At 56.5% G+C, this 22,726-nt stretch carries 18 protein-coding genes; 4 read left to right on the forward strand and 14 right to left on the reverse strand.

Going from position 1 to position 22,726, the window contains the following annotated elements; genetic code table 11:
* Position 1: 1 nt before the first annotated feature.
* The 9 genes from aroA to A7P99_RS08015 form a co-directional block, all read right to left on the reverse strand.
* Positions 2-1,294, reverse strand: coding sequence for a 3-phosphoshikimate 1-carboxyvinyltransferase (aroA, locus tag A7P99_RS07975; protein ID WP_067528652.1), 1,293 nt, complete (start codon positions 1,292-1,294; stop codon positions 2-4).
* Positions 1,295-1,458: 164 nt separating this feature from the next.
* Positions 1,459-3,123, reverse strand: coding sequence for a DNA repair protein RecN (gene recN, locus A7P99_RS07980; protein WP_067687156.1), 1,665 nt, complete (start codon positions 3,121-3,123; stop codon positions 1,459-1,461).
* Positions 3,124-3,213: 90 nt separating this feature from the next.
* Positions 3,214-4,569, reverse strand: coding sequence for a signal recognition particle-docking protein FtsY (gene ftsY, locus A7P99_RS07985; protein WP_082881558.1), 1,356 nt, complete (start codon positions 4,567-4,569; stop codon positions 3,214-3,216).
* 127 nt (positions 4,570-4,696) lie between these two features.
* Complete coding sequence (locus A7P99_RS07990; protein WP_067441083.1) at positions 4,697-5,065, reverse strand: roadblock/LC7 domain-containing protein; 369 nt, start codon at positions 5,063-5,065, stop codon at positions 4,697-4,699.
* A gap of 23 nt (positions 5,066-5,088) precedes the next feature.
* Positions 5,089-5,748, reverse strand: coding sequence for a roadblock/LC7 domain-containing protein (locus A7P99_RS07995; protein ID WP_067441086.1), 660 nt, complete (start codon positions 5,746-5,748; stop codon positions 5,089-5,091).
* A gap of 2 nt (positions 5,749-5,750) precedes the next feature.
* Entirely contained in the window at positions 5,751-6,287 is a 537-nt protein-coding gene (locus A7P99_RS08000; RefSeq protein ID WP_064089950.1) for an ATP/GTP-binding protein, read from the reverse strand.
* Between the two features lie 11 nt (positions 6,288-6,298).
* Positions 6,299-7,426 (reverse strand): hypothetical protein, encoded by a 1,128-nt coding sequence (locus A7P99_RS08005; protein WP_067447934.1) that lies wholly within the window; start codon positions 7,424-7,426, stop codon positions 6,299-6,301.
* Between the two features lie 3 nt (positions 7,427-7,429).
* Positions 7,430-8,926, reverse strand: coding sequence for a hypothetical protein (locus A7P99_RS08010; RefSeq protein ID WP_067447932.1), 1,497 nt, complete (start codon positions 8,924-8,926; stop codon positions 7,430-7,432).
* Between the two features lie 219 nt (positions 8,927-9,145).
* Positions 9,146-10,453 (reverse strand): murein transglycosylase A, encoded by a 1,308-nt coding sequence (locus tag A7P99_RS08015; protein WP_231866527.1) that lies wholly within the window; start codon positions 10,451-10,453, stop codon positions 9,146-9,148.
* Positions 10,454-10,717: 264 nt separating this feature from the next.
* Here A7P99_RS08015 and mutS point away from each other — a divergent pair, with 264 nt between their 5' ends.
* The 4 genes from mutS to pta all read left to right on the forward strand — a co-directional run bounded on the left by mutS (position 10,718) and on the right by pta (position 17,227).
* Complete coding sequence (gene mutS, locus A7P99_RS08020) at positions 10,718-13,312, forward strand: DNA mismatch repair protein MutS (protein WP_067447928.1); 2,595 nt, start codon at positions 10,718-10,720, stop codon at positions 13,310-13,312.
* Between the two features lie 149 nt (positions 13,313-13,461).
* Complete coding sequence (locus A7P99_RS08025; RefSeq protein WP_067524008.1) at positions 13,462-13,941, forward strand: hypothetical protein; 480 nt, start codon at positions 13,462-13,464, stop codon at positions 13,939-13,941.
* Between the two features lie 438 nt (positions 13,942-14,379).
* Entirely contained in the window at positions 14,380-14,940 is a 561-nt protein-coding gene (locus tag A7P99_RS08030) for a hypoxanthine-guanine phosphoribosyltransferase (protein WP_067447924.1), read from the forward strand.
* A 208-nt stretch (positions 14,941-15,148) separates the two neighbouring features.
* Positions 15,149-17,227 carry a phosphate acetyltransferase gene (gene pta / locus A7P99_RS08035; protein WP_067528661.1) on the forward strand — a complete coding sequence of 693 codons (2,079 nt, stop codon included), beginning with the start codon at positions 15,149-15,151 and terminating at the stop codon, positions 17,225-17,227.
* Between the two features lie 117 nt (positions 17,228-17,344).
* Here the strand turns inward: pta and A7P99_RS08040 are convergent, their stop codons facing one another.
* From A7P99_RS08040 to A7P99_RS08060, 5 genes are all read right to left on the reverse strand, one after another.
* A complete protein-coding gene (locus A7P99_RS08040) occupies positions 17,345-18,148 on the reverse strand; it encodes an outer membrane beta-barrel protein (protein ID WP_067447920.1) in 804 nt (267 codons plus the stop codon).
* 269 nt (positions 18,149-18,417) lie between these two features.
* On the reverse strand, positions 18,418-19,437 hold the full coding sequence (gene galE / locus A7P99_RS08045) for a UDP-glucose 4-epimerase GalE (protein WP_067687162.1): 1,020 nt from the start codon (positions 19,435-19,437) through the stop codon (positions 18,418-18,420).
* Between the two features lie 97 nt (positions 19,438-19,534).
* Positions 19,535-20,770: a sugar transferase gene (locus tag A7P99_RS08050; protein ID WP_082880686.1), complete on the reverse strand. Its 1,236-nt coding sequence runs from the start codon at positions 20,768-20,770 to the stop codon at positions 19,535-19,537.
* A 252-nt stretch (positions 20,771-21,022) separates the two neighbouring features.
* Entirely contained in the window at positions 21,023-21,886 is an 864-nt protein-coding gene (locus A7P99_RS08055) for a glycosyltransferase (RefSeq protein ID WP_067447916.1), read from the reverse strand.
* Positions 21,883-22,707: a beta-1,6-N-acetylglucosaminyltransferase gene (locus tag A7P99_RS08060; protein ID WP_067528672.1), complete on the reverse strand. Its 825-nt coding sequence runs from the start codon at positions 22,705-22,707 to the stop codon at positions 21,883-21,885. The genes A7P99_RS08055 and A7P99_RS08060 overlap by 4 nt, the downstream gene beginning before the upstream one ends.
* Between the last annotated feature and the right edge of the window lie 19 nt (positions 22,708-22,726).

A 22,726-nucleotide genomic window follows, 5' to 3' on the forward strand; every position in this document is an offset into this window, starting at 1 on the left:
CTTACGCCCACATGGATCCAAACAATTGGAAATAATCAGGAAAGGTTTTGCTCACGCATTGTGGATCATTGATACACACGGGCATGCCGAGCAGGGAAACCAGCGAGAAGCACATGGCCATGCGGTGGTCGTCATAGGTGTCGATGCTGGCGTTGGCGGCCAGGCGGGGCGGCGGGTTGATGTGGATGGCTTCGGCTTCCTCTTCCACCCGTGCGCCGAGTTTGCGCAGTTCGGTGGCCATGGCGGCGATGCGGTCGGTTTCTTTCACGCGCCACGAGCCGATGTTGCGCAGGCTGCAACGCGCGCCGGAGGCAAGCGCCACCACGGCCAGAGTCATTGCCGCATCAGGGATGTGGTTGGCATCCAAATCAAAGGGGCTGATGCGCTGGCCGGGGCGGCGGGCTACCTGAATATAATTTTCACCCCATTCCACGGCGGCGCCGATTTTTTCCAGCTCGGCAGCAAACGCGGTATCGCCCTGGATGCTGTGCCGCCCGATGCCGTACACGCGCACGGGGGCGGCGGCAAGCAGGCCGGCGGCGAGGAAATAGGACGCGCCGGAGGCATCGCCTTCCACATGGAGGGTGGCCGGAGCATGGTAGCGGGCGCGTTCAGGTAGCCTGAACAGGCGGTGGTTTTCATGGGCTACCTGAATGCCGAATTGCGCCATCAGTTTGAGTGTGATGTCGATATAGGGTTTGGAAATCAGCTCGCCCTGCACTTCTATTTCGTGCGCCCGGCCGGTGAGCGGCAAGGCCATCAAGAGGGCGGTAAGGAATTGGCTGGACACGTTGCCGCGCACGGTAATGCGGCTCTGGCCACCAGCCTGCCGTTCGTTGATGTGCAGCGGCGGATAGCCTTCCCGGCCTTCGTAGCGGATAGTTGCCCCGGCTTGGCGCAGGGCATCGACCAAATCGCCGATGGGGCGTTCGTGCATCCGCGCCACGCCGTGCAGGCGGTAATCGCCGCCAAGCAAGGCCAGAGCGGCGGTGAGCGGGCGGAAAGCGGTGCCGGCGTTGCCGAGGAACAAATCGGCCTGCCGCTGCGGGAAACGGCCGCCGCAGCCGTGTACGGTGTAGCTGCCGCCGCCATGATGTTCGATGCGGACGCCGAGGCTTTGCAGCGCAGCAAGCATATGGCGGGTGTCGTCGGCATCGAGCAGGTTTTCAATGCGGCAGGCGTTGTCGGACAGGGCGGCCAACAGCAGGGTGCGGTTGCTGATGCTTTTGGAGCCGGGCAGCGTAATGGCGGTGGGGCGCAGGCTGGCGGCGGGGAGGTAGAGGGAATCGGTCATGATGAGATGGGCTTGGGATAGGGAAGGCTGGCTGCCAACAGGCAGCGGGTTTTATAGTGGAATGGCTGCTTTCAGGTAGCCTTTCGTGTTTGCGGGCTACCTGAAATTTTGGCGGTTTTCAGGTAGCCTCTTGCTTGGCCTACAGGCTACCTGAAACCACCGCCCTACTCTGCTGCCGCCATTTCCAGCATTTCGGCGGCATGGCGGCGGGTGGTGTCGGTGAGGGTTTCGCCGCCGAGCATACGGGCAATTTCTTCAACGCGCGCACTGCCTTCGAGCTCACGGATGGTGCTCACGGTTTGGCCGCCGCCGCTGTGTTTGCTCACCTGCCAATGCTGCGCGCCGCAGGCGGCCACTTGCGGCAGGTGGGTAACAGCGAGCACTTGGTGCTGCCGCCCCAACGTGCGCAGGGCGCGGCCGACGGTTTCGGCCACGCCGCCGCCGATGCCGCTGTCTACTTCGTCAAAAATCAGGGTGGGAATCTGGGTGTATTGGCTGGCGGTTACCTGCAGAGCCAGGCTGATGCGGGCCAGTTCGCCGCCGGAAGCGACTTTGTTCAACGGCCGCAAGGGGCTGCCTTGGTTGGCGGCTACCTGAAACTGCACCTGCTCCAGCCCGTATGCCTGCGCTTCGCACGGAATGAGCTCGATGTGGAAACGTGCGCCGCGCATGGAAAGCTGCTGCATATGCTCGGTGGTTTCTTCGGCCAGTTTGGCGGCGGCCTGCTGCCTTTGGGCAGACAGCTCGCGTGCGGGCTGCTGGTAGGCGGCTTCGGCCAGGCGCACTTGTTCGCGCAATGCTTCGATGTCGGCGGCGGCTTCGGAATCGGCCAAATCCTGCTGCAGCTGTGCCAGGCGGGCAGGCAGCTCTTCTGGCTCGATACGGTGGCGGCGGGCGGCAGACATCAGTTCGGCCATGCGCTCTTCCTGCGCGGCCAATTCGGCGGGGTTGATTTCGGCACGGGCGGCCACGCTGTGCATGTGCCTGCTGATTTCGCTCAGCTCGGCTTCGATGCTATCCAGCATTTCCAGGCTTTCGGCAAAACGCGGTTCGATGCCGGAGAGGCTTTCCAGCTGGCGTCGGCAGCGCCCGGCCAGGCTGTGCAGGCCGTTGTCGCCGTCGATGTGAGCAGCCACTTCTTCGGCAGCCTGCAACAGCTCAGCAGCATGCGCTAGGCTGTCGTAGCTTTGCGAAAGCTGCGCCCATTCGCCTTCCACCGGGGCGAGTTTTTCCATTTCGCCCACCTGCCAGGCCAGCCGTTCGCGCTCTTCGGCCAAACGCTCGCCCTCAGCCTCGGCGGTGGCCAAATCCTCCTGCACCTGCCGCCATTGCCGATAAGCGGCTTGCACTTGTTCGGCCAAAGGTTTGCTGCCGGCAAAAGCGTCCAGCAGATCGCGCTGCACGGCTTCGCTGTTGAGCGAGTGGTGTGCACTTTGGCCGTGGATGTCCACCAGGCGGCTGCCGATTTGGCGCAGTTGGGCCAGGGTGACAGCCTGATTGTTAATGAAGCTGCGGCTACGGCCTTTGCTGTCGATGGTGCGGCGGATGGAAAGCTCGACCTCGTCTGCGCCGAGCAGGCCTTGTTCGCAGAGTTCGGCGCGCAATGCGGGCAGGTCGCTCAAATCAAACAGGGCGGAAAGCTGCGCTTCGGGGCAGCCGTGGCGGATTTGGCTGTAGTCGGCCTTGTCGCCGAGCAACAGGCTGAGCGCATCGAGCGTAATGGATTTACCGGCACCGGTTTCGCCGGTGAGCACGGTAAAGCCAGGCTGGAAATCCAAATGGAGTTGCTCAACAATTACAAAATCGCGCAAAGAGAGGGCAAGCAGCATGGTGTTCTCGAAAGGGAAGAGTGAGGCGGATTATATAACAGGCTACCTGAAAACGGTTTTTCAGGTAGCCTTTTGCTGTGTATCTTGGAATTACAGTAGTGCGTCTACAAACTCGCGGGCGTTAAACGGGCGCAAGTCGTCGATGCCCTCGCCCACGCCGATAAAGCGCACCGGCACGGGGCGGCGGCTGGCGAGTGCGGCCAATACGCCGCCTTTGGCCGTGCCGTCGAGCTTGGTCACGATGAGGCCGGTGAGACCCAGCGCGTCATCGAAGGCAATCACTTGGTTCACGGCGTTCTGCCCGATATTGGCATCCAGCACCACCACGATTTCGTGCGGCACGTCGGGCATGGATTTCTGCAACACGCGCTTCACTTTTTTGATTTCTTCCATCAAATGGGTTTGCGTAGGCAGGCGGCCGGCGGTGTCGGCCAGCACGATGTCGATACCGCGCGCCTTGGCGGCTTCCACGGCATCGAAACAGACGGCGGCAGAATCGCCGGAAGCTTGGGAAATCACGGTAACGCCGTTGCGCTCGCCCCATTCGGCCAGCTGCTCGCGGGCAGCGGCGCGGAAAGTGTCGCCGGCAGCCAGCAGCACGCTTTTGCCCTGCCCTTGAAAATATTTGGCCAGCTTGCCGATAGAAGTGGTTTTGCCCGCGCCGTTAATGCCGGCGAGCATAATCACAAACGGCCGTTTGTCTGCGGGCAAGGTCAGTGGCTGTTCCAGCGGTTTAATCAGCTCGTAGATGGCCTCTTTCAATGCACCGCGCAGTTCTTCACCGTCTTTCAGGCCGCGCAGGCTCACACGCTGGCGCACTTCTTCCATCAGATGCTCGGTGGCTTCAATGCCCATATCACTGGTGAGCAGCACGGTTTCCAGCTCTTCATACAGGTCTTCGTCTATCTTGCCGCCGCCAAACGCACCGGCCAGCGACTTGGCCATTTGCTGGCGCGATTTGCTCAAGCCTTGTCTGAGTCGGTCGGCCCAGCTGAGCGAGGCGGACTGTTCAGGCGAAGGTTCGGTAGTGATTGCTTCTGCAATTAATGAAGCAGCCAGTTCAGCGGCTTCCTGTTCATTGAATGCTAGTTCGTTGGTTGACTGCTCATCAGAGGCATATTCATCGATCGAAGCAACTTCTTCAGCCGTGGCAATGGATTGTTCAGCCAAGACTTCCAGTTGCACGAGCGGTGCTTCAGCATTCGCTACCTCTGTAGCTGCAGTTTCATGCACCAATGTTTTGTTGGGCAAGTCAGTCGATTTCGATTCGGCAACAGAAATTTCAGCAGCAAATGTCGGGGCAGCGGCTTGCTCTGCTGTTTCTGATGCAGATTGCGTCGCAACCTCTTCGGCTTGCACTACTTCTTCAACCGCCTGTACCAACTCGGCTTCCTGTTGCGGGGCTGTGGGTTGCGCTTTGCGCTTTCTAAAAAATCCAAATACCATCTGGTTGGTTATACTCCATAAACAAACCGGTTTACTAACCAGCAATGGAACAAAGGCTACCTGAAACAGATTGGCTGTATTTTCAGGTAGCCTGGCGTGCGGCACTCATTGCGTGTCGGATAGGCGTTTAGCTGCTTTCCAAATCTACAATGCTGCGTGCGGCACGGCGGGCGTCGAGCAAGATCAAACCTAGTTTGGCACTTTCTCGGGCAGTTACTACCAATACAGTGTCTTCACCGGCTTGAATCAGCAGGATGTAGCCATCGGTGCCTTTCACAATCACCTGCTCCAATTCGCCACATAGTAGCTCTTTGGTAGTACGGTTGCCCAAGGCCAGCAACGCGGCAGACATAGCACCCACACGATCCGGGTCAATATTGGCCTGGAGCATAGAGGCAACCGGCAAGCCGTCACTGGAAATAACAGCGGAAGCGGTAATATCAACAGACGAGCTGTTTAAATCGCTCAATACAGAAGAAACTAATTGTTGTTGCATATTGTGTTTTCCCAATAATTTAATTAGAGTGCTTCAATCTGGTTAGCAGAATCAACGATTTGATACAGCGCCCGCACTAAAGATACAAATTCATCTTTATGCAGCTGCGGTACACCGCCGGTAACCAGGATAAATTTCAAATCACCGATATACAGCGGGAAGAAAGTCAGCTCACTCTGGCCTGACGGATCACAAATGCCCACCGCATTGTGGTAGATATTCAGGTTGTTCTTAATCAAGAGGCTATGCTGTTCATACAAGCGAACGGCTTCACTGGCCAACACTGCGATTTCTTCAGCAGCTTCGTGGTTGAAACCGGAGCTGGAAAAATAGAAACCGTCTTGATCTACCAATAATGCCTTCTGCACATCAGAGAGGTGTGTCAGGATATTGGGCAGGCCGGTGCCGCTGAGCAAATCGGTTTTTTTGTCTGGCTCGTCTTCGCCATACAAAAATTCCAAACGCTGCATGCGGTACAACAAGTTGAGTGCGGCATCAATATCGTTGGTTTGCGCCCAACGCAATAAATTTTCCCGGCCAACAGTTTCCTGCTCGCCAGCCTGCAGAATACCGCCCAGCAGAGTACGGCTAGCGCTTTGGCCTTTATTGGAAACCGCATAGTATGCGCCAGCGGGAGTTACTCGTGGGTATAGATTAGGCTGCAAAAGTAGTGTCGAATCCATTTTTATACCTCTAAACCAGGATCAATTGAATACAGCATCGCAGTAACCAGCTGTTTCACATCGTTTTCATTCCGCGCATCAATTTCAAATACCGGCACGTTCATGCCGTATTGCAGCAGGTATTTCTGATACACCTCGATACCGGGCGTGGCTTTCAAATCCATCTTGGTTACACCCACAACCACAGGTGCGGTTTTGAGCAAATCACTAAACGAATCCAAGAAGAATTTCAGGTCTTTCAAAGGATTGGAACGGGTATTATCCAACAGCAACACCAAGCCCATACTGCCTTGGCTCAAAATGTCCCACATGAAATCAAAACGTTCCTGCCCGGGCGTGCCGTACAAATGCACCTTGGTATTCTCATCTAAGTGAATCACACCGTAGTCCATGGCCACGGTGGTGTGGCTTTTCATGGAGGTAGTCATATCAGATGCACGGGCATCAGTCTTAATTGGTGGGTCATCTGACAGCGCAGCAATAGCGGTAGTTTTCCCTACGCCGACCGGACCTGTAAAAATAATCTTATTCTCTGCCATGTTATATTCCTTTATCGGCCAATAATTTTATTCATCAAACGTTGCAGCAGCCCGCGCTGTTTCGGTACTTCTTCGTCGCTATCTTCTTCATGCGCTCTAGTATGAACTCTCTCCGGACGCTGTATAGTTTGCGTTTGTGCAGCAACTCTAGCTTGCCCTGCTCCAGCAGTCTGAGTCTCAGCCTGCCCGGCCGATTCCACAATCAGATGATCGGTAACATAGACCGCAGTAAGATAATCAGCTAAATCTTTGTTATCGATAAGCATCAGCTTGTGCAGAATAGTCAGGCTACCTGAAGCCTTGGTTAAGAAGGCGGATAGGCGCATTGATTCGGCAAGCGGTGCCAAACGAGTCAGGTTTGGCCAGTTGCGAACTTTGAATACTGTGCTTTTGTTGATTACTTTGGGAAAGCGGCCATTACTTGTCCAAATAGCCAACTGCCATAAGCAAGCAGTAATGGAAAGCTTGGCCTTGGCTTTCAAGTTCTCTTCAGTAATCGCTCGCGTTTGCAAATCAACAAATTTCTGTTCACACAAAGATTTGAGTGTTTCAGAATCGGTTACCAACAACACTTTCTGAATGGACGGGAACACCAGCAACATAGGTTTGCCGTTGTGCATTACCGCCACATTGACATCCTGCTTGGCTGCTTTGCGTACTTCGCCCAACAAACCGTTGTCTTCATCGAAATGTTCGATGGTGATACTAGCCGAATGAGATCGTACAGACGAAGCTTGCTCGGTTTCCTGTGTTGCCAGCCTAGGAGCATGCTCCGATCGGCTACTACTACTGGCTACCCAAATGCCGTTACCCTGTTGCAGGTTTTTTAAGTTCAAAAACAGAGTATCGAACTTAATCGGCTTGGCCAGATAAGGAGCGGTTACCGGAGGCGGCAAGCTGGAAAAATACACCACCTTCGCATCGGGAAACTGGTTTTTTGCATCTTTCCAAATCTCCACATCAGTATCGGCATCGGCCAATACCATATCTGGCTGAATACCCTGCTCCACTGTAACCAGTTCATAATTAGTAATACCATGCATTTTGAATGCCATACGGAACATCGCATATTGGCGCTCATCCATGCCCAACAACATGATGTGAACCGTCTTCACTTGGGGGATTGCGTTATTAGTCATTTATCATGTCCGAACAGAACCGTAGTTGATTTTTTGTAGTAATTGGCTCATTGCCAATACTACCTCCTCTGGCGGATGCTGGATATTGGCACGTATCTTATGCAATACCTGTTCCAGGCGCTCCCATTCTTCTGCACGTTCGCAAATATCAAACAATGTAATATACAACTGTGATTCGCTGGGGTACTCCAAGATGGATTCTTCCAGCAAATTCATTGCTTCATCTAACTGGCCATACATCAGTAATGATTCGACATCACGCAACACTTTTTCTGCCGGGGTCTGTTTCATACTGACATCATCAGTACGTGTTTTAATAAGGGGTTTACGGTGCGCTTTTTGAGTACTGGTGCCACGATCCAAGAAACCGTTGGCAGTCCCGATTTCGCGCAGTTGAACCTCATTCGGATTGGATTCCAACTGAGTGAAGATGGTGTGTTCGCCCAGGTTGAGACCCCAGCCCAGCATTCTTTCCTTCACTTGGCGGCCATACTGACCCAAGGTGTAATAAAGCTGCCAAAGATGTTGGGCAAAACGGTCAATATTTTGATTTTTATAGTCCAAACTCAGCGCATCAATAATCAACGCAGCCGGTTTGTTGGCCTGGCGGATGGCCTTATTGGCATAGCTAACTGCCGTATCGTAGGCAAGCCTGTCCTTCATCAGGCGATAGCCAGATTCAGGCTTCATAAAGCCCATCAGAGCAGCTTTTTCTTCATCATGTACAAGAATAGCACCGGTATATTTGGAATTGGTAACCAGCTCTTTGCGGGACTCGGCCAATGCTGAATTGGCCACTTTCTGCTCGCTCTCGGCTTCTACGGCTACACGGCGGCTTTTCTGCTTGGTTTGTGCCGGCATATCCAGCCCGATGCGTTCGCCGATTTCAGCAGAGGTCTGCTGTATACCCCAGCCTAGTAATTCTTCAGCCAACACGCGCAGACTAAGGTTGTTTTTATCAACTGCCAAACCTTGTTTGATGTAGTCCTCGGTTTGCGCTTTAGTGAGCAGATTGCCGAACTGGCGCAAAGTTTCAGCCAATTCATCCGGCTTTTTAGCATCCAGCCACAGCTGCACCAGCTCATTAACTAAAGAGCTGCGCATACCATCGCTCACGACTACCGAGCCAGAAGTTAGATATTGAGACAGCGATTCGGCAGCTTTTTCGTGGTAACCGAATTGCTTATAGACTTTATATTCCGTCAGGGCATCCACTTCCTGCGACACATTGGCAGCCTCTTCCACTTCCACATCAGGTACAGCTTCCCAACCCCAGTCTTCGCTCACTTCAACCTCTTCAGGCTCGGATAACGAAGCGGCTACAGACTGTCGATCTGCCGCTGGAGCCGATTTCTTGCTGGCCACCCTAGCGGCAGCACGCTTACTTCTGCCTTTTTTCTCTTCATCAACAGCGGCTTTTGCCTGCTGTTTCTGGCGGCGTTGAACAAAAATCAAGCCGGCTAAAACCACCAATAGCGGAATCAGAATCATCAGATCCATTTATCCCACCCTCCCTAAACATAATTGAATGAAAATATTCATCCTACTTCTCTTATTACGTCTTTCCAAATACAAATGTTGAAAATTCAGCCTAAAGTATATATTAATTTACACGTTCTATTCAAACGGATTCACGAAAACCGCCACCAAAAAGAGGAGTTACGCACCAACAGCGTATCTTTATTCTCCTCCCAGCAGGCAGTAACTGATAGGCAATTTTCACAGCAACACCCCGTTGGGCAACAACAGCCAAACATAGCCTGTCTGCTTCATGCGGCCGGCCACCCTTCCTGCCTCATCGCCATACCCCCAAAAAAAGTCCACCCGCACCGCGCCGTTGATGGCACTGCCGGTGTCTTGCGCCATAATCAGGCGGTTGAGCGCATGGCCGGTTTCAGGATGCGCAGTGGCCAGAAACAGTGGTGCGCCCAAAGTGATGAAGCGTTTATCCACCGCGCCGGAATAACCGCCGCTCAATGGCACACCCAATGAACCAATCGGCCCGTCATTGCCATCCGGTAGTTGGCGGAAAAACACATAACTGGGGTTTTGACCCAACACCTCAGCCAGTTTATCCGGATGTGCACGCAACCAATCGCGGATTTTCGGCATACTGGTTTGCGCTAACGGCAAATAACCTTTATTGGCCATATAGCGGCCGATAGAAATATAGGGATGATCGTTTTTATCGGCAAACCCCAGGCGGATATAGCGCCCGTCTGGCGTACGGATTCGGCCGGAGCCTTGGATATGCAGGAAAAACAACTCAACCGGATCATCGGCATAAGCCAACACTGGCGCACTACCGTTTACCGCACCAGCATTAATTTGGGCACGGGTGTAATACGGCACAAAATGGCTACCTGAAACCCGCCCTTTCAAAGATCGGCTTTTCTCACGACCAGGGAAATCAGCCAGATTAGCCGTGTATTCACCATTGGCGGCAATTTGGCCACTATTGCGACCGGTGAGATGGATACGCACCGTTCCTGATTGCGGCGCACCAGCCAACGGCACAGTAACCAAATCAGCGGGTAAGCCATAAATCGGGAAGCGTGCCTGTACCGTTTGCCGTGCGCTGCCGTGCAACACAGGCTCGTAGTAGCCGGTTATCGTGCCGCCCAACTGCCCATTGTGGCTCACTTCCCACGGCGTGAAATATTGCTCGAAAAACTGCCTGGCCGCCGCAGACTGACTGCCCACCCTGTCAGCCTGAGCACACACATTCTGCCATTGCGGCTTGTTCTTCAAAGCAGTACAGCTTTTGCGAAACGCATTCAGGCTAGCCGCAAAATCCTGCTGCGGCCACTGCGGCAACGCCGCAAACGATACCGCCTTATACCCTGCCGGGCTACCTGAAACCCGGTGCTGATAGCCTTCCGCATAACGCTGGCCGAGCGGCAAAGCCGGCATACCGCTGATACCACTGCCAGAGGGCTTGGGCCGGCTATGAAAAAAACAGCCGCCCAGCAACAATGCCGACAGCAACAGCCAGCCGTTACGAGAAGAAAGAAATTTTCCTGCCATTTCAGTTTTCATTCCATGAAGTTGAATTTATACCACTGAAAGAAATCGATAAATAATATATAAACATTGCAGCCCGTCCCGCACCGTTTCCGATGCATTCTAGCCAACTCCTGCCCGTTTACGGCGGCCGCAGGCGCAAACTGGCAGAATTTAACCACCCACCCAAGCCGCCGGGCAAATCATTTTACAAGTACAAACATTTCGCCCGCTGCCGCATCGGCTACAATACTGTTTTTCGCCTTTCCATTTTTCAGGTAGCCTTTCATGAGCCGCAAAAGCGCCGTATCCCCCATGATGCAGCAGTATCTCGAGATCCAAGCCCAGCATACCGACAAACTGCTGTTCTACCGTATGGGCGACTTCTACGAGCTCTTCTTCACCGACGCCGAAGAAGCCGCCCGCCTGCTCGACATCACCCTCACCACCCGCGGCCAAATCAACGGCGAACCCATCAAAATGGCCGGCGTGCCGCATCATGCGGCCGAGCAATACTTGGCCAAATTGGTCAAACTCGGCCGCAGCGTGGCTATTTGCGAGCAAGTGGGCGAAGTGGGCGCCAATAAAGGCCCCGTGGCGCGCGAAGTGGTGCGCATCATTACCCCCGGCACGCTCACCGATGCCGCCCTGTTGGAAGACAAAGAAACCAACCGCATCGCCGCCGTGGCTTGGAACGGCAAGGCCAAGCAACCGGTCGGCCTCGCCTGGGCCTCCCTGCAAAGCGGCGAATTCAAAGCCAAAATCATCACCCCAGCCCAACTGCCCGACGAACTCGCACGCTTGCAGGCCGCCGAAGTATTGCTGCCCGACCAAGCCGCCGCCAAACTGAGGCTACCTGAAAACTGCAACCCCACCCGCCTACACGACTGGCAATTCGCCCCCGACAGCGCCCACACCCTGCTCACCGACTACTTCGGCTGCCAAGACCTGCTCGGCTTCGGCCTCCAAGCCGGCGAACACGACCCCGCCATCGGCGCCGCCGGCGCCCTGCTCAACTACATCCGCCACACCCAATCCCGCCTGCCGCGCCACCTCGACAACCTCAGCCTCGAAACCGAACAGCAATACATCGGCATGGATGCCGCCACCCGCCGCAACCTCGAAATCACCGCCACCCTGTCCGGCAAAAAAGAGCCCACCCTCTTTTCCACCCTCGACCGCTGCGCCGGCAACATGGGCAGCCGCCTGCTCGCCCAATGGCTGCACAACCCCCTGCGCAACCGCGAACACATCCGCGCCCGCCAAGAAGCCGTATCCGCCCTGCAAAACGATTATTCCTCCCTGCAAGGCTACCTGAAAACCATCGCCGACATCGAACGCATCGCCGCCCGCATCGCCGTAGGCTCCGCCCGCCCGCGCGACCTCTCCGGCCTGCGCGACAGCTTATTCACCCTCACCCAACTCAGGCTACCTGAAAGCAGCCTACTCAACACCCTGGCCGACATCTTCCCGCAAGGTGCCGATATTGCCGAGAAGTTACAAGCCGCTATCCTGCCCGAGCCCGCCGTGTGGCTGCGTGACGGCGGCGTAATCAACCACGGCTTTTCCGCCGAGCTCGACGAGTTGCGCCGCATCCAAAACCACGGCAGCGACTTCCTGCTCGAACTCGAAGCGCGCGAACGCGAGCGCACCGGCCTCTCCACCCTCAAAGTCGAATACAATCGCGTGCACGGCTTCTACATCGAGCTTTCCAAAATCCAAGCCGCCGAAGCCCCCGCCGACTACCAGCGCCGCCAAACCCTGAAAAACGCCGAACGCTTCATTACCCCCGAGCTCAAAACCTTCGAAGACAAAGTGCTCAACGCCCAAGATCGCGCCCTATCCCTCGAAAAACGCCTCTACGACAGCCTGTTGCAAGAACTCCAGCAGCAACTGCCCCTGCTGCAGCGTACCGCCAAGGCCGCCGCCGCGCTGGACGTCCTCTGCTGCTTTGCCCACTTTGCCGCCGAACACGATTACCACGCCCCCCAGTTTACCGACTATCCCGGCATCGAAATCGACAACGGCCGCCATCCCGTGGTTGAAGGCCAAGTGCCGCACTTCACCCCCAACCACACCCGCCTCGACCACAAACACCGCCTCATGCTGCTCACCGGCCCCAATATGGGCGGCAAATCCACCTATATGCGCCAAGTCGCCCACATCGTTTTGCTTGCCCACACCGGCAGCTTCGTGCCCGCCGAAGCCGCCCGCATCGGCCAAATCGACCAAATTTTCACCCGCATCGGCGCCTCCGACGACCTCGCCGCCAACCGCTCCACCTTCATGGTGGAAATGAGCGAAACCGCCTACATCCTGCGCCACGCCACCGAGCAATCCCTAGTGCTCATGGACGAAGTCGGCCGCGGTACCTCCACCTTCGACGGCCTCGCCCTCGCCCAAGCCGTGGCCGAACATTTAATCCAAAAAAACCAATCCTTCAGCCTGTTTGCCACCCACTATTTTGAGCTCACCCGCCTGCCCGAGCAGCACAGCGCCGCCGTCAATATGCACCTCTCCGCCCTGGAAGAAGGGCAAGACATCGTCTTCCTGCACCACATCGAGCCCGGCCCGGCCGAAAAAAGCTACGGCATCGCCGTGGCCAAACTCGCCGGCCTGCCCGCCCCCGCCCTCAAAGCCGCGCAGAAACACCTCGAACAGCTCGAAGCCCAAGCCGCCGCCCACCGCCCACAGATGGACATGTTCAACCTGCCCGAAGAAGCTGCGCCCGAACACAGCCCAGCCGAGCCCATCCCACCTGCCGCCCATCCCCTACTGCAAGAAATCGCTGCGCTGCATCCCGACGAACTCACTCCACGCCAAGCCCTCGACCTGCTGTATCAACTGCAAAAACAGGCTGCTGCCGCGCAGGAGGCTACCTGAAAATGCATGTATCAATTTCAGGTGACCTTGCCACAAAGTGCTGCCTAAAAGCGTAATAATTTGTCTATTTTCTGTAAAACAGCGATAATACACCTGCTTTCGGACACGAAAGCCATAAATTCAATTATCCATTAAGGACCCTCCCAATCATGAAACAACGCTTACTTGCCTTAGCCCTCATTTCCGTATTGGCAGCCTGCGGCGGTCAAACCAACAGCTCTGCCCCGGCTCAATCAACCGACACCAGCAGCACACAGCCCGTTGCTGCCAGCGTCGCACAACCCGCTGCTACCGCCCCTGCTCTCGATTCCGTACTAGCCGACCCCAAAGTGGGCGACCTCTACGCCGCTAAAATCAGCGCGTTTTCCGACCAAGGCTTTGGCCGAAACGGCAAAGAGCAGTCCGTAGCCTACGGCCTGATGAAAGTGGTGGAAGTGCAGTCCAACCACATCATCGTTATCACCGAAGATGCTGCTTGGGAAGTGCCAGAAGGCGCCAAACAAGACCTGAACGGCAACCTCTCCAACATCACTTGGGATGAATCCGAGCGCATCCAAATCAAACGCGACGAACTACCCCGGATGGTGGCCGACGGTCGCATCGTGGAAACTCGCCGACTCGACAAATAATCCACGCCATACATCATCAAAGGCTACCTAAACCCCTTACGCGGTTTTCAGGTAGCCTTTTCATTAACACTACCACACACTAACCTCAGCACCCATTAGCGTTATAATCCCACTACCTTCCTGCCACACATAAGCAGCGGCCACCATACCAACAACCCCAAAGACATCCCCCCATGACAGCCAAAACCTCTTTAACTACAACGGCAACGGCCAAAACGAAGCCTACCCGATCAAACTCATCATCAACCAACCGCCCCGAACCGTGTACTGGTCAGATTCTTCTACAACGACCCCGCCACCCCCTGCACCCGTGCCACCCCTTTTGAGCGCAAAGGCCGCAACATAGAAATCACCATTTCCAAATTCGCCTCTTAAGGCGTGTTCGCAACGCATTTTTCAGATAGCCCCAATCCAAACCCCAGCGCAAGGACATCCCACATGACCATCAAACAACGATTCTGGCAAGCCAGCACCATACTGGAAGAAGCCGACCTCCTGTTCGACGAAGCCGCCTGCCGAGCTGCCCTGGAGCGCATGGCCGAAGAAATTACCGCCGACTTGGCCGAGCAATACCCCCTGCTCCTACCCGTGATGGGCGGTGCCGTCGTTTTCACCGGCCAGCTCCTGCCCCTCTTGCGCTTCCCGCTCGATTTCGACTACGTACACGTTTCCCGTTACGGCAGCGAACTAAGCGGCAGCGTGCAGCTCAACTGGCTGCGTGCCCCGCAAAACAGCGTGGAAGGCCGACACGTTCTCGTGCTCGACGACATCCTAGACGAAGGCCACACCATGGCCGCCATCCACAAACAAGTACTGGAAATGGGCGCCGCCTCCTGCTACACCGCCGTATTCGCCAATAAAAACATCAACCGCCCTAAACCCATCACTGCCGATTATGTAGGTATCCACGTGCCCGACCGCTATGTGTTCGGCTACGGCATGGATGCCGGTGGCATGTGGCGCAACCTCGGCGCCATCTACGCCCTGGCCAATAAATAGCCAAACCCAAACTTAAGGCTACCTGAGGCACCGAATCACTTTCAGGTAGCCTTACCCAAACAAACCCAATCCCATCGCTTGCCGCCCCTGGTTAATAGTGCAACAATGCGGCCTGCGAAAAACCAGCACAGGCAAACGTCTGCCGGCCGTCTTATTGATTCGGCTGCTTTACGCTGATTGATTAACCCTTTACCAAGAAAGAAGCCCTATGCCAAACTTCCTCCTCGTGCCTATCGGCACCAAAACCGGACTCACCAGCATCTCGCTCGGCCTGCTGCGCGCCCTGCAACGCAGCGGCCGCCGCCCGGTGTACTACAAACCGGTATCGCACAAACCCACTCCCGCCGGCGACACCGAAGCCGCCATCGTGTTTGCCAACAAACTGTTCCATCTCAACCCGCCGCGCCCGCAGCCGCTCTCTAAAGTAGAAGAATTGGTGGGCGCCGGGCGTGATGACGATTTGATCGAGCTGATGGTATCCGATTTCGACCAGGTTACCGCCGCCGAGCACGATGTAGCTATTATTGAAGGCGTGGTGCCCGACAGCGAACTCGGTTTCCTCGCCAACAAAAACGCGCAAATCGCCGCCGCGCTCAACGCCAACGTGATCCTGGTAGCTACTGCCGGCAACCACAGCGCCGAACAGGTGGCCGACCAAATCAATCTAGCCGCGCAGGAATACGCCAACAGCCATACCGATGTGGCCGGCTTCATCATCAACCGCTACAACGGCAACGACAGCAAAGCCTTCGCCGCCGAAGTGTCTGCCAAAGTGCGCGGCGGCATCCCCTGCATGGGCGTGCTGCCTTTCGCGCCCGAACAATCGCTGCGCCGCGTGGCCGACATTGCAGGCTACCTGAACACCCAAGTGATTGCCGGAAAAGAGCATTTGGGCAACCGCACCAAAGAAATCGTGGTGGCCGCGCAAAACGCCGCCCACATGCACCACCGCATCACTTCCGGCGCACTGGTGATTACCCCCGGCGACCGTGAAGACATCCTGATGGCTGCCTCGCTGAAAATCCTCAGCGGCGTGCCGGTGGCCGGCCTGCTGCTCACCTGCGGCACCGCGCCTTCGCCCGCCGTGCAAGGCATCATCAGCCCTGCGCTGAGCCAAAACGTGCCGGTGCTACTCACCGAACACGACACCTTCGCCACCGCCTACGCGCTGGCCCATCAAGACCAAACCATTCCCGCCGACGACACCGAGCGCATGGAAACCATGGTGGAATTCGTGGCCAAACACGTTGATGTGGAAGAACTCTGCCGCCACATCGGCCAGCCGCGCCAACTACTGATGTCACCACCCACCTTCCGCTTCCGCATGATGGAGCAAGCGCGCGCCGCCAACCGACGCATCGTACTGCCGGAAGGCGACGAACCGCGCACTGTGGAAGCCGCCGCCATCTGCCAAAGCAAAGGTATCGCCCGCTGCGTGCTACTGGCCAAACCAGAAGCCGTGCGCGAAGTGGCCGCCACCCGCGGCATCACCCTGCCTGAAGGCTTGGAAATCATCGATCCCGACACCATCCGCGAGCAATACGTTGCCCCGATGGTAGAACTGCGCAAAAACAAAGGCCTCACCCCCGGCTTAGCGAGCCAGGCGCTGGAAGACAGCGTAGTGCTCGGCACCATGATGCTGCAGCAAAACGACGTGGATGGCTTGGTGTCCGGCGCGGTACACACCACCGCCAACACCATCCGCCCCGCCCTGCAGCTGATTAAAACCGCCCCCGGCGCCAGCCTAGTGTCCAGCGTGTTCTTCATGCTGATGCCCGAGCAGGTGTTCGTGTATGGCGACTGCGCCGTGAACCCCGAGCCCACCGCCGAAGAGCTGGCCGACATCGCCATCCAATCGGCCGAATCCGCCAAAGCCTTCGGCATCGACCCCAAAGTGGCCATGATTTCTTACTCCACCGGCACCTCCGGCAGCGGCGCCGATGTGGAAAAAGTGAAAGAAGCCACCCGCTTGGCGCAGGAAAAACGCCCCGACCTGCTCATCGACGGCCCGCTGCAATACGACGCCGCCAGCGTGCCCAGCGTAGGTCGCCAAAAAGCGCCCGACAGCAAAGTAGCCGGCCAAGCCAACGTGTTCGTCTTCCCCGACCTGAACACCGGCAACACCACCTACAAAGCCGTACAGCGCAGCGCCAACGTATTGAGCATCGGCCCCATGCTGCAAGGCCTGCGCAAACCGGTAAACGACCTCTCGCGCGGCGCATTGGTGGACGATATCGTCTACACCATCGCCCTCACTGCCATCCAGGCCGTGCAGATGGGTAAATAAACCGCCCGCCCTGTTGGGATTTAAACATCAGGTAAAAGGCTACCTGAAAACTTTAGCCTCGCAGAAACTCGCGAGCTCGTTTTCAGGTAGCCTTTGCATTGCAGACAAATACAACTATTAGAAACGCACACCGCCCCGGATGCCGAAGCTGTGGCGGTTGGTTTTCTGCACCTCGATATTTTCACCTTCGTGGGTAAAGTTGGTGGCTTTATCCCGCGTGTAACGGTAATAGGGGCCGAAGGTGAGGCTAGTGCTTTCGCCCAGCTGTTTGTTCACATCTACACCCAATCCGAGGCTGTAGTTGTTTTGTTTGTATTTACCGTCACTGGCATACTCAATCTGTGTATATTGTTCTTCCACACGGCGGTGTAGGCTGACTTGGGCTTCGGTCCACGGGGTAATGCTCCAGCTGCTGCCCAGTTGCTGCTCGTATTCCACCTGGGCTTTCAGATACAGGTTGTTGGCACTGATATCGACAGCATCGTCGTCGGGATCGATTCGGTGGCTGTGCACATCTATTTTGCCGTGGCTATAGCCCAAACCACCCCCCACGCGCAGACCGCCGTTTTTGAAGCCGGAGGGAGAGAACAAATAACCGGCATACACATCTACGTTATTAGTTTTGGCACCGTTGATGATTTTTTCGCCATTGGCTTTCGCATCGGAATCGAGGTATTGATAGCCCAATTCGGCACGAATAGCGTGTTGCTGAGCTAGCGGAATATCGGCGCGGCCTTGCAGGGTAACGCCGTTGCCGGAATATTTAAGTTGATCGATTTTGGCATTTTCGTGTGCGTAACCGGTGGTTACGGTGTAGCGGCCGTCTTTGATGGGATGCAGCGGCACACCCTCATCTGTGGGGGCGGCCTGAACAGCGGCAGACAAGGCCAACACGGCCAAGGCAATTAGGGTTTTCTGCATAATTTTCTCCGGTGTGGATGGAAAGAATGCCGTGGCGGCGGTTTACCGCATCCAACGGCGGAATACTGCTGACAAAATCAGTTTAATGCTTTGAGGAAGCAATATTCCGGCGAGCATGATAATCCTGACCCAATTAAGTTTCAACTCTGAATAAACAAACAGTTCTCTTTCCGCTACCCATTAGGTTTGCCACCATGCAGCATAACAAGATAGGGCTTTGAAATTTAGAAAAATTAGCACATTATTCTTTTCAGGTAGCCTTTCCGCCATTAATCTCCATACCCGTTCGGATTGCCACTTTGCCAGCGCCAAGAGTCGCGCATCATGTCGTTCAGGCTGCGCTCGGCATGCCAGCCCAATTCGGCGGCGGCACGGGCAGGGTCGGCGTAGCATTCGGCGATGTCGCCCGCGCGGCGGGGTTTGACGGCATAGGGGATTTTTTTGCCCGAGGCGGCTTCGAAGGCGCGGACGATTTCCAGCACGGACGAGCCCTTGCCGGTGCCGAGGTTGTAGATGTGCACGCCTGCTTCGCGGCTTTTTTTATCGAGGGCGGCCACGTGGCCGAGCGCCAGATCGACAACGTGGATGTAGTCGCGCACGCCGGTGCCGTCGGGGGTGAGGTAGTCGTCGCCGAACACGGAAAGCTCGGCCAGTTTGCCTGCGGCCACTTGGCAAACGTAGGGCAGCAGGTTGTTCGGAATGCCGTTGGGCTGCTCGCCGATGCGGCCGCTGGGATGCGCGCCGATGGGGTTGAAATAGCGCAGCAGAATCACGCTCCAAGCAGGGTCGGCCGTGTGGAGGTCGGCCATCATGCGCTCCATCATCTGCTTGGACGCGCCATAGGGATTGGTGGCTTGGCCGAGGGGGACGGTTTCGGTAATCGGCACGGTGTCCGGGTCGCCGTACACGGTGGCGGAGGAACTGAACACGATGCTTTTCACGCCCGCGCACTGCATTTCTTCCAGCAGGATGAGGCTACCTGAAACGTTGTTGCTGTAATACTCCAGCGGTTTTTTCACGCTCTCGCCCACGGCTTTGAGGGCGGCGAAATGGATCACGGATTGGATGGGGTGTTCGGCAAAAATGCGGCGCAACAATTCGCGGTCACGGATGTCGCCCTGATAAAAGGCGGGGGTGTGGCCGGTGATTTCGGCGATGCGGCCGATAACTTGGGGCGAGGCATTGCAGAGGTTATCGATAATCACGGGGAGATGGCCGGCTTGGATGAGCTCGACCACGGTGTGCGAGCCGATGAAACCGGCGCCGCCGGTAACGAGGATAGTGGACATGGGTTTCCTTTTTGTTTTGGATGATATTTTAGCTTCACAAAAGCCCGCCGCATTGGTTTTCAGGTAGCCTTTAGGCTGGCAAAAGGCTACCTGAAACTTATCTTGCACCGAAGCCAGTGATGATCGTTTTCAGGGTTTTAAACAGAATCAGCACATCCAGCGCGAAGGAAAAGTGCTTGATGTAGTAGAAATCGTGCTCGATTTTCACTTGGGTTTCGTCTGTGTTGCCGGCATAGCCCTGCATCACCTGTGCCCAGCCGGAAAGGCCGGGGCGCACGATGTGGCGGTAGCCGTAGAAGGGGATGCTTTGCTCAAACTGCTGCACAAAGGCTTTCTGCTCGGGGCGCGGGCCGATGAGCGCCATGTCGCCTTTGATGATGTTCCAAAACTGCGGCAGCTCGTCCAGCCGGGTTTTGCGGATGAAGCGGCCGGTGCGGGTGATTCGCGTGTCGCCTTCCTGCGCCAGTTGCGCGCCGTGTTTTTCCGAATCGCACACCATGCTGCGGAATTTATAAATTTTAAACTCGCGCCCGCCACGGCCCACGCGGTTTTGCACAAACAGCACCGGTCCAGGGCTTTCCAGCCGGATGGCCAGCGCGGTGGCCAGCATCAGCGGCAGGGTGAGCGGCAGGCTGGCCACCACCATCAAGGCTTCCAGCGCCTGCTTAATCGCCATATAGGCCGGGCTGGGCAGCAGCGAGCCTAAATCGTTTTCATACATATGCCGGATTTTCACGCGACCGGTGAGAGATTCCTCCACCTGGCGGATGTTGTAAACCGCAATGCCGCGCAAGGTACAATCGGCCAGGAAACGCTGCCAATCCGCCCCCAAATCGGGCGCATGCAGATTGGTTACCACCGTGTTCACGCGGCCGGTTTCAGGTAACCTAGGCTCGGCAAGCTCGTGCCAGCGGATGTTTGATAGTTGCGGCAAATCGCGCATGCCTTCCACATCAATATAATACAGATGGCGGATGTGCCGCTTTTCCAGCCAGGTTTCGGCAAACAGATACAACACCGTGAGCGCAAACCCGGCGGCCAGGTAATACACCGAATACGGCAGGCGCAGCATGGCGGCAAACACCAGCGGCAGCCCCAGCCCGATGGCCGACACCGGAATCACTGACAGCTTAGAATGCTCGCCGGGGAAACGCGTCAGGTTGCGGCTCAAAGCGTAGGAGAGCAGCAGGCCGGCCAAGAGCAGGCTGTAGCTGGAAAGATTGGTGGCCGTGGGATGAGTCCACTCGCGCGGCGGCCAAAACCACCACGCCGGCGCAATCAGAATCACCAAAGCGGCGGCAACAAAGCGCAGAATCATTTTTATCGTTTTCATTATTTCCGTTATTTCTCGTTTGGCAGTTGGGTCGATACAGGCTACCTGGAATTTTAAACACCCTATAAAACCAAGCACAGGCCATTATGAGCATATGGTTCGGGCTATGTTTTCTCTGCTGGCACAGCCGAACGGAGCGCGGTTTTTCGGGGAGCAATGGCGAATGGAGTAAAAATGGTAGAGGCTACCTGAAATTCAGCAAGCTGCCCAAACCCAACTTATGCTTAATAAAAGCCCGGCTTCACAGCAAATCTACTTCCGCAACAACACTCGATACACCCACTGCCGAACCCCATTCGGCAGCAGCCGCACCGGCAATCGCAACAGCACGTTTTTCGCCGACTGCGCCGCGCTCAAAAAGCCCGCGCGGTAGAAGCGCCATTGCATGGCCAGCTCGTTTTTCGCATACGCCCAGCCGCCGCGCCGCCGATACATCTCGTCGCCCGCGCGCGCATACACCAGCACTTCGGGCAGGTTGGCAAAACGGCAGCCTTGCAGCAGCATGCGCACCCACAAATCATAATCCTCATACAGCGGCGCGTGCTGATAATTGCCCGCTGCCAGCACTGCCGATTTGCGGTAGCACACCGTCATGTGGTTGATGGGATTGCGGCTTTTGGCAAAGCGTACAATTTCCTCGTGTTCGCAGGGCACGCGGCGGCTGTGCGCGGCATCGGCCGGTGTGTGCTCAAACTCGTCAATCTGGCTGCCGCACATGTCAAGCTCTGAGTGCGCCGCCACAAAAGCCAGCTGCCGCGCGAAACGCTCGGGGTGGCAGATATCATCTGTATCCATGCGGCACACCCATTCGTGTGTACAGGCCTCTAGGCCGGCATTCAGCGCCCGCCCCAGCCCAACGTTTTGCGGCAGCCGCACAATCTTCAGCGGCAGGCTAGCTGAAAAGCTTGCTACAACGGCTTCCAGGTTTTCAGGTAGCCCGCCGTCATACACCAGCACGATTTCGTTTGGCGGCAGGGTTTGTGCGGCCAAGCTGGCCAAACATTGGCGCAGATATTCCGGCTGCTCACGTGCATACAGCGACATCAACACGGAAAACGGCGGCGTGCTTTCCACCAAAAGGCTACCTGAAAGCTGGCTTTGTGCTGGCGCCCTCATGCCGCTGCTCCTTCTGTCTCGTCTAAAAAGCGCAGTGCGGTATCGTCGTCCACTTTGCGTGCCAGCCAATTCGGGCTGTGGCGCAAGGCTTGCAGTTCGGCCAAAGCCAGCGTATCGGGGTGGTTGCTGCCCGGAGCGAAACGGATGTGGCGGTGGTTGCTGGGCCACAGCTTGATGCCCGCCGTTTCAGGTAGCCTTTTTGCCAAATATTGGAAGAAATGCTCGTCCGGGCAAAGCTTCTTGCGGAAGAAGGCGCAGGCCTGCTTATCGGCCGCGTTCAGCAGGACTGCCAAGGCCGTACGGTCGGCAGAAAACCATTGGCTGCCGGCATAGGCCGTTTGCGTGGTAGGCAGGATTTTATCGGCTGCCTGAAACGCTTTGGTGAGCAGCTTGCCGGGCAGGCGGCGCTGCCAGGCGGTGTCGGCGTGCGGCGTGTTGAAACGCACGCGATAGCGCAGGCGCGGCTCGGCATGGCATTCCAGCAACAGGCTGCCGCGCGGCAGTGCGGCAAATTCGCGCTCGATTTGCTCGGGGGCGTGCAGCAACACGCAGTTGCCGCTCACGAGGTGCACAAAGCGGATGTCTGCATCGGCCAGCGCGGCACGCATCAGGTGCAGCGTGGCTTCCACCATGCTGAAGCCCGCCCAGCGGATGTTGACGCGCTGCGGAATCAGGCCCACATTCGGCGGCAGGGGTAGCAACGCGCCGATATCTGCCTTGGCATCGTAGTGCAGCAGCAGGCGGATTTTGGGGTGGCGCTCGGCCAGCCGCAGCCAATAAAGCGGCGGGCGGTGGCACAAAATTAAAAAGGCGCTGCTCATAACGCTAAACAGTTATCGT

Source organism: Eikenella sp. NML120348 (assembly GCF_001648435.1).
In the GTDB taxonomy this organism is placed as follows: Bacteria; Pseudomonadota; Gammaproteobacteria; order Burkholderiales; family Neisseriaceae; genus Eikenella; species Eikenella exigua.